Here is an 8064-nt window from a genome sequence, read left to right on the forward strand (position 1 = left end):
AAGATGAACAGGGGTGATCAGGTCAGGATGCGGACCAGCCGTTCCATCGACCGGGCCACGTTATCGGCATCCTGGACCAGGGCGACGCGGATATAGCGGCCGCCGGGATTATAGCCGTCCTTGTGCGGCTGCGTCAGATAGGCGCCGGGCAGCACCTTGATAGCACCTTCCCGCCACAGGCGTTTTGTCGCTTCCTCGCCGCTTTCCGCCACCTGGGAGACATCCAGCCAGAGGAAGAAGCCGGCATCGGGCCGGTAATAACCCAGCTTGCCGTTCAGCACCGCTTCCGCCGCATCGACATTGGCGCGGTAATAGGCGCGGTTGATCTCCACATGAGCATCATCGGCCCACAGTGCCGCCGCCGCCGTCAGCACTGGCAGCGGCATGCCGGCCAAGGAATAGGCGCGCAGGCGCGTAAAGCCGGCGATCAGGTCGGGATCACCCACAACGAAGCCGGAACGAAGCCCCGCGGCACTGGATCGTTTCGAAAGCGAATGAAAACTCATCAGGTTCGACAGCGGCCGCTCCCCACCCAAGGCGCGGGCCGCGTCCAGCCCGCCGGTCGGCACGCTGTTGTGCCACAATTCGCCGTAACATTCATCGAAAGCCACGGTGAAACCATGGCGGCGGGCCAGCGTCAGGGCCCGTTTCAGATAATCCAGGCTGGCCACCGCCCCTTGCGGGTTGGCGGGGGTGCAAAGGTAGAACAGGGCGGTACGGGCCCAGGTCTCCTCCGGCACCGCGTCCAGATCGGGCAGATAACCCGTCTCCTTCGTGCCGTCCAGAAACACCGGTTCCGCGCCGGCCATCACGGCGGCGCCCTGGTACACGGCATAGAATGGGTTGGGGATCAGGACCACGGGTTTCTGCCCGGCCTTCTGTGTCGGCACCACCAGTTGCGCCAGTTGGTACAGCGCTTCACGCGTGCCGCAGACGGGCAGGATCGTCTTGTCGGCGTTGATGAAGTCACCGGGCAGGTTGAACCGGCGCGACAGCCAGCCGGCCACGGCCGACCTGAATTCCGGTGTGCCGGCGGTGGGCGGATATTTCGCCCAGGCCGATGGCGCCGCAGCGGCCACCGTGCTGGTCAGGAGGGCGGGCGGTTCATTCTGCGGTTCACCGATGGTCAGGATGCTCGGCGCCACATTGGCCAGCGGCGTGACATCGGCCAGCAATGCATGCAGGCGGGGAAACGGATATTCGGACAGGCTGGTCAGCCGGTCGCTGCGGCAGGGCGCCTGGTCGGTAAGGGTGGCGTCGAACATCATGGCCCTTGCGGCTGGCAAAACAATGGCTGTGCCGCACGACAGACCGGCGGCCCTGGGCGAAGTGTAGCCGCCGCCAAAGTCCCGCACAAGCCGCCCATTCGGGGGCATCAAAGGGCCAAGAATCCGCTTGTTACAAGGGCTTGTGGATAAGCCTTGAGAAAAACGTTGAAAACTCTTGTAAGGCCTTGATCCGAATCACAAATTTCTTGTGAACGAATCAGGAAAAGCCGTTCGCGGAAGGTTCTGCGAACGGCTTTTCCCGATCCTGGAAATCCTGGAATATGGGGCGCTTACAGCGCGTCCCCGTTCTGTTCGCCCGTGCGGATACGCACGGTCTGAACCACGTCCAGGACGAAGATCTTGCCGTCGCCGATGCGGCCCGTGTTGGCGGCCTTCTGGATGGCATCGACGACGCCGTCCACCAACTCGTCCGTAACGGCCACTTCCACCTTCACCTTGGGCAGGAAGCTGACGGAATATTCAGCGCCGCGATAGATCTCGGTCTGGCCCTTCTGACGGCCGAACCCCTTCACCTCCGACACGGTCAGGCCCTGGATGCCAAGTCCCGTCAGGGCCTCGCGCACCTCGTCCAGCTTGAACGGCTTGATGATGGCCACGACGAGCTTCATTGCGCTCTCCCTTCCTCTGCATGGAACTGAAACGACTGCGGGTGCCGGCACCGGCCCGGATTGAAACCGATGCATCGCCATCCTAACTTACAAGAACCGTGCCGCGGGCGATTTCCATGGTGTTCAGCGCGAAAAACCCCCGACATCCGGCCCATGTGGTTAAGATTCGGCGCATGCATGGGCAGGTACTGATTAAATATTGTGCAATGACTGCGACGCTGCGCCGTCTGGACAGGCGATGGGGCATGCGCCAAGCTTCCAACGCCCAAAAGAGCAGCCAGGTTCCGGAAAGACAGCATCATGTCCGTGCAAAATGCCGATCATCAGGCCGATATCATCATCGTGGGCGGCGGGCTTTCCGGCCTGACGCTGGCCTGTGCGCTGGGGACGGCCGGGGTTTCCACCCTGGTCATCGATCGGGAACCGGCGGAAGACACGTTGCAGCCCGATTTTGATGGCCGCACGACCGCCATCGCCTATGGCGCCGGGACGGTGCTGATGGGGGCCGGTGTCTGGGACCATCTGGACGGCAATGTCGGGCCGATGCTGGATATCCGGGTGACAGACCAGTCATCGCCGCTGTTCCTGCATTATGACCATCGGGAGGTGGGGGACCGGCCCTTCGGCTGGATCCTGGAAAACCGGGTGATGCGTTTTGCGCTCTATCGCCGGCTGAAGGAACTGCCGTCCGTCACGCATCTGGCGCCCGCCGTGGTGACGGGCATGGTGCGCGACGCGTCGGGTGTGCGTGTCACCCTGGCCGATGGGCGCACGGTCGCCGGCCGGCTGGTGGTGGGGGCGGATGGCAAGAAAAGCTTCTGCCGCGAGCATGCGGGCATCCGCCAGATCGGCTGGTCCTATAAACAGCACGCCATCGTCTGCACCATCCAGCATGAAGGCCCGCATGGCGGTGTCGCGGTGGAACAGTTTCTGCCCACCGGTCCCTTCGCCATGCTGCCGCTGGCCGGCGGGCACCATACCAGCATCGTCTGGACCGAACCGTCTACCCTTGTCGATTTCTACATGAACCTGCCGGAGGAGCGGTTCCGGCAGGAACTGCAACTGCGCGTGGGGGACTGGCTGGGGCGGGTGACGCCGGTGGCGGGCCGCTGGGCCTGGCCGCTGGGGCTGGCCCATGCCGAACGCTATATCGACACGCGCCTGGCATTGGTCAGCGAAAGTGCGCATGGCATGCACCCGATCGCGGGCCAGGGCCTGAATGTCGGCATCCGCGATCTGGCGGCACTGGCGGAGGTGGTGGTCGATGCGCTGCGCGTCGGTCTGGACCCCGGTGCGCCCGATGTGCTGGAACGTTATCAGCGCTGGCGCCGGGCCGACACGGTTGCCCTGCTGGCCACGACCGACGCGCTGGTCCGGCTGTTCAGCAATGATATCAAGCCGCTGGCCCATGCCCGCCGGCTGGGCATGGCGGCGATCAACAACCTGCCGCCGCTGAAGCCCGCCAAGAAATTCTTCATGCGCCACGCCATGGGCATCGTGGGCGAGTTGCCGCGTCTGGTGCGGGGAGAGGCGCTGTAAAAGCCATGCCAACCAGCCTGCGGCGCAGGCTGGTTGGCGCATTGAGCGCCCGGCGCGGAGGGGGGCGCGCTTTACGCCCCCGGCACGCCTTTGCTGGTCGAATATTCGAAATGCATGGGCTGGTCGGGGTGGATCAGGGCATGCACGGCGTGCGCGGCCATCGCCGCCTCGCTGAACCCGCACAGGATCAGCTTCAATTTGCCCGGATAATGGGCGATGTCGCCAATGGCGAAGATGCCGGGGGCGGACGTGGCCAGGGTGCGCTGGTCGGCCAGGATATGGCCTTTTTCCATGTCCAGGCCCCAATCGGCGATGGGCCCCAGATTCATGGCAAGGCCAAAGAAAGGCAGCAGCACATCGGCGTCCAGCACCTTTTCCTGGTCATCCAGATCGGCGACGCGCACACCGGTCAGCTTTCCGTCCACGCCTTCCAGGCCGGAAAGCTGGTACGGCACCACCATCTCCACCTTGCCTTCCTTCACCAGCGCATCCAGACGGGACACGCTTTCCGGGGCGGCGCGGAATTTCGGACGGCGGTGGACAAGCATGACATGGGCGGCCACTTCCGACAGGGAATTGGCCCAGTCGACGGCGCTGTCGCCACCGCCGGCGATGACGATGCGCTTGCCGGCAAAATCCTGGCGCCGCTTGACCAGATAGAAGACACCCGTGCCTTCATACTGTTCCAGCCCGTCCAGGGGCGGCTTGTTGGGACCGAAGGCGCCGACGCCGGCCGCAATGATCACGGCCTTGGCATCAATGACGGTGCCTTTGTCGGTGCCTACGCGCCAGCCGCCATCGGTCCGGGTCAGGGTCGTGACCTGCTGACCCAGATGGTAGGTGGGGTTGAAGGGCGCGGCCTGTTCGGCCAGCCGGTCGATCAGGTCGGCCCCGTCGATGGCGGGATGGGCGGGAATGTCATAGATCGGCTTTTCCGGATACAGCGCCGCGCATTGCCCGCCCACCATGTCCAGCGCGTCCACCACATGGGTGCGCAGCTTCAGCATGCCGCATTCGAACACGGCGAACAGGCCCACGGGGCCGGCGCCGATGATGACGACATCGGTGGAATGAACGGTTTCGGTGGACATGGGCAACGCTCCCCGGCGGGCGGATATCGGAACGGGGGGTTTGGTGCCGCTTTTCAGGCGCGATGGCAAGTGCCGATACGAGGGGCAGGTTTAACTTGTGGGCAATCCGGGGGCGTTTAGGGCAGTTTATCGAGGGGCTTCCGAACCGCCCCGGAACCGATAGACTGACCTGAACTGACCCGAACCACGGACGACCGCAGATTGCTCACCCTTTCCCTTCCCGACGAGGCGGCGACGCGGGCCCTGGCTGCCCGGCTGGCCCCGCATCTGCGCGCCGGCGATGTCGTGACCCTGCGCGGCGACCTGGGCGCCGGCAAGACGGCGCTGGCCCGGTTCCTGATCCGGCATCTGGCGGGCGACGAGGCGGAGGAGGTGCCAAGCCCCACCTTCACCCTGGTCCAGACTTATGAACACCTGTCGCCGCCCGTGTGGCATTTCGACCTTTACCGCCTGACCGATCCGGGGGAGGTGGTGGAACTGGGCTGGGAGGAAGCGCGCGACGCCTGCGCCCTGGTCGAATGGCCGGAACGCCTGGGCCCGCTGCTGCCGCGCGACCGGCTGGATGTGCAACTTACACTGGATGGGCCGACGGCGCGGCGCGCCTTGATCACGGGCCACGGCGCCTGGGAAGAACGGGTGGCGGGGATATGAGCGAGACGCGTGAGCATCTGATCGGGTCCTTCCTGGCCGCCGCCGGCTGGGCCGATGCGACCCGCCTGCCCATGGGGGCCGACTGGTCCACACGGCGCTATGAACGCCTGACGCGGCCCGACGGCGCGAAGGCCATCCTGATGGACGCGGCGGGCGACGGGGCGGGGCAGGTGCCACCTTTTGTCCGGATATGCGGGCTGCTGCGCGACGTTGACCTGTCGGCGCCGGACATCTTTGCGCAGGATCAGGGTCAGGGACTGCTGCTGCTGGAGGATTTCGGCGATGACAGTTTTGCCCTGCTGCTGGACCGGGGGGATGATCCCTGGCCGCTCTACCGTGTGGCGACCGACGTTCTGTCCCACCTGCATGACCGGTTCGACATTGAATCGGCGCCGGATGTGCAGCGCTATGACCTGTCGCTGTTCACCCGGCAGGTCGCCCTGTTCGGCGATGCCTATCTGGGGGCGGCGGGCAATCCGTTGACACCGGCCGGTCGGCGGGCGCTGGATGATGCCTGGGCGACGGTGCTGACGCAGGTGCTGGGTATCGTGCCGGACAGCCTTCTGTTACGCGATTACCATCCCGGCAACCTGATGCTGCTGCCCGACCGTGCTGGCGTGCGGGGCTGCGGCCTGCTGGATGTACAGGATGGCGGCATCGGTCCCGTCAGTTACGACCTGCTGTCCTTGCTGCAGGATGCGCGGCGTGACGTGCCCGATGATGTGCAGGCGGCGATGATCGATCGCTATCTGGCGGCGCGGCCCGGCCTGTCGCGCGATGGTTTCCTGGCGTCCTATGCCGTGATGGGCGCCATGCGTCATGCCCGCATCCTGGGCCGCGTGGCGCAACTGGCGGCGGGCGGGGGCAAGGCCCGGCAACTGGCCTTTCTGTCCCGTGTCTGGGGACAGTTCCGGGCCGCCATCGCGCACCCGCTTTTGTCGCCGTTACAAAGTTTCACGGATCAACATTTGCCCCCTGACGGCGCCGTGCCGCATATTCTGGGGAAGTAATCTACAGGAGTTGTGTCTATGTCCTTCATGCCCAAGCGGGCGATGGTGCTGGCGGCGGGTCTGGGCCTGCGCATGCGCCCGATCACATTGGAGACGCCCAAGCCGCTGGTCACCGTTGGCGGCCGCACCATACTGGACCACACCCTGGATCGGCTGGAAGCTGTCGGCGTGGAAGAGGCGGTGGTGAATGCCCATTGGCTGGCCGACAAGATTGCCGCCCATCTGGAGGCGAACCCGCGCCGCAAGCTGAAACTGACCCTGTCGCGTGAAGAGACGCAACTGGAGACGGGTGGCGGCGTGAAACATGCCCTGCCTCTGCTGGGTGATGATCCGTTCTTTGTGGTCAATGCCGATATCGTCTGGCTGGACGGGCCGGTCCCGGCGCTGAAGCGGCTGGCCGATAGCTGGAACCCGGCCGTGATGGACAGCCTGCTGCTGGTCACGCCCACACCCATCGCCATCGGGTATGAGGGGCGGGGGGATTACCAGATGGACCCCGATGGCCGCCTGACCCATCGCCCGGACCTGGAGGTCGCCCCCTTCGTCATGGCCGGCGTGTCGATCATGACGGCCGCCCAGTTCAAAGATACGCCCGACGGCGCCTTCTCCAACCTGCTGCTCTGGCAGCGGGCGGAGGCGGCGGGCCGGCTGTTCGGCGTGCGGCATGAGGGCAACTGGTACCATGTGGGCACCCCGGCGGCGATCCCGCTGGTCGATACGCATCTGGCCGCCCCGGCCAGCCGTGAGGTCGTGCCCTGATGGAACCGGCCGCCGCGTCCCATCCCGCCAGTGTTTTCACGCTGGCCCCCAACCTGCCCTTTGTGGACGCCCTGGCGGCGGGCCTGTGGGAACAGGCGGGCGGGGATGCGCTGGCCCTGAACCGGTTCACGGTGCTGCTGCCCACGGCGCGGGCGGTCAGGTCCCTGCGGGAGGCGTTCCTGCGCCTGTCCGATGGGCGGCCCATCCTGTTACCCCGCATGGCGCCCTTGGGCGATGTGGACGGGGATGAGGTGTCGCTGATGATGGACGGGGTGACGGGAAAGGCCGGCGGCCTGGACCTGCCCCCCGCCATCGCGCCGCTGCGCCGGCAATTGCTGCTGGCCCGCGCCATTGCTGCCGCCGGCGACCGTTTCGCCAAGACACGGGCGCAGGCGGCCCGTCTGGCGCGCGAACTGGCCAAGCTGCTGGACCAGACGCAGACGGAAATGGTGGGGTTCGACCGGCTGCACGCCCTGGTCCCCGATGATTATGCCGAACATTGGCAGGTGACGCTGTCCTTCCTGTCGATCATCGTCGATCAATGGCCCGCCATCCTGGCCGCAGAGGGGGCCGTCGACCCCGCGCAGGAGCGCAATAACCGCCTGCTGGCCTATGCGGCGGCGCTGAAGGCGGCACCGCCGTCCCATCCCGTCATCGCCGCCGGGTCCACCGGTTCCATCCCCGCCACGGCGGAATTGCTGGCCACCATCGCGCGGCTGCCCACGGGATCGGTGGTGCTGCCCGGCCTGGACCGGGCGTGCGATGATGCGACCTGGGCGGCTCTGGACGATGCGCATCCGCAATTCGGCCTGAAACAATTGATCGACCGGATCGGGGTGACGCGCGACCAAGTGGCCGACTGGCCCCTGGCCGCCGATGTCACCCCGTCCTGTCCGCCGGCCCGCACCGCGCTTATCGCCGAGGCGCTGCGTCCCGCCGGCACGACCGAGGCCTGGCGCGATCTGGGCGACCTGGACCCGTCGGCCCTGTCCGGCCTGACCCGCAGTGATGCCACCACCCCGCAGGAGGAGGCGGGCATCATCGCCCTGATCCTGCGTCAGGCCCTGGAAATGCCGGGACAGACGGCGGCGCTGGTCACGCCCGACCGGAATCTGGC

Annotated in this window: 7 protein-coding genes and 1 pseudogene; 5 read left to right on the plus strand and 3 right to left on the minus strand. The window is 66.1% G+C overall.

What is annotated here, in order from left to right; all coding sequences use genetic code 11:
* Window positions 1-17: 17 nt before the first annotated feature.
* On the minus strand, window positions 18-1268 hold the full coding sequence (locus KBA48_RS16205) for an aminotransferase class I/II-fold pyridoxal phosphate-dependent enzyme (protein WP_292908185.1): 1251 nt from the start codon (window positions 1266-1268) through the stop codon (window positions 18-20).
* Between the two features lie 290 nt (window positions 1269-1558).
* A complete protein-coding gene (locus KBA48_RS16210) occupies window positions 1559-1897 on the minus strand; it encodes a P-II family nitrogen regulator (protein WP_094452794.1) in 339 nt (112 codons plus the stop codon).
* Between the two features lie 300 nt (window positions 1898-2197).
* Here KBA48_RS16210 and KBA48_RS16215 point away from each other — a divergent pair, with 300 nt between their 5' ends.
* Window positions 2198-3436, plus strand: coding sequence for a UbiH/UbiF/VisC/COQ6 family ubiquinone biosynthesis hydroxylase (locus KBA48_RS16215; RefSeq protein WP_292908190.1), 1239 nt, complete (start codon window positions 2198-2200; stop codon window positions 3434-3436).
* A gap of 71 nt (window positions 3437-3507) precedes the next feature.
* On the opposite strand, the gene KBA48_RS16220 is transcribed toward KBA48_RS16215, so the two are convergent.
* Window positions 3508-4527 (minus strand): NAD(P)/FAD-dependent oxidoreductase, encoded by a 1020-nt coding sequence (locus tag KBA48_RS16220; RefSeq protein WP_292908192.1) that lies wholly within the window; start codon window positions 4525-4527, stop codon window positions 3508-3510.
* A gap of 201 nt (window positions 4528-4728) precedes the next feature.
* Here KBA48_RS16220 and tsaE point away from each other — a divergent pair, with 201 nt between their 5' ends.
* The 4 genes and pseudogenes from tsaE to KBA48_RS16240 all read left to right on the plus strand — a co-directional run.
* Window positions 4729-5178 (plus strand): tRNA (adenosine(37)-N6)-threonylcarbamoyltransferase complex ATPase subunit type 1 TsaE, encoded by a 450-nt coding sequence (gene tsaE / locus KBA48_RS16225; RefSeq protein WP_292908194.1) that lies wholly within the window; start codon window positions 4729-4731, stop codon window positions 5176-5178.
* Window positions 5175-6188, plus strand: a complete 1014-nt coding sequence (locus KBA48_RS16230) for a phosphotransferase (RefSeq protein WP_292908196.1) — start codon at window positions 5175-5177, stop codon at window positions 6186-6188. Before tsaE ends, KBA48_RS16230 begins: the two co-directional genes overlap by 4 nt.
* An 18-nt stretch (window positions 6189-6206) precedes the next feature.
* Window positions 6207-6947 (plus strand): nucleotidyltransferase family protein, encoded by a 741-nt coding sequence (locus tag KBA48_RS16235; RefSeq protein WP_292908197.1) that lies wholly within the window; start codon window positions 6207-6209, stop codon window positions 6945-6947.
* Window positions 6947-8064: pseudogene (locus tag KBA48_RS16240) on the plus strand (double-strand break repair protein AddB); the annotation flags it as partial. The gene KBA48_RS16235 and the pseudogene KBA48_RS16240, both read left to right, overlap by 1 nt.

The organism is Niveispirillum sp. (genome assembly GCF_017996735.1).
Lineage (GTDB): Bacteria > Pseudomonadota > Alphaproteobacteria > Azospirillales > Azospirillaceae > Niveispirillum.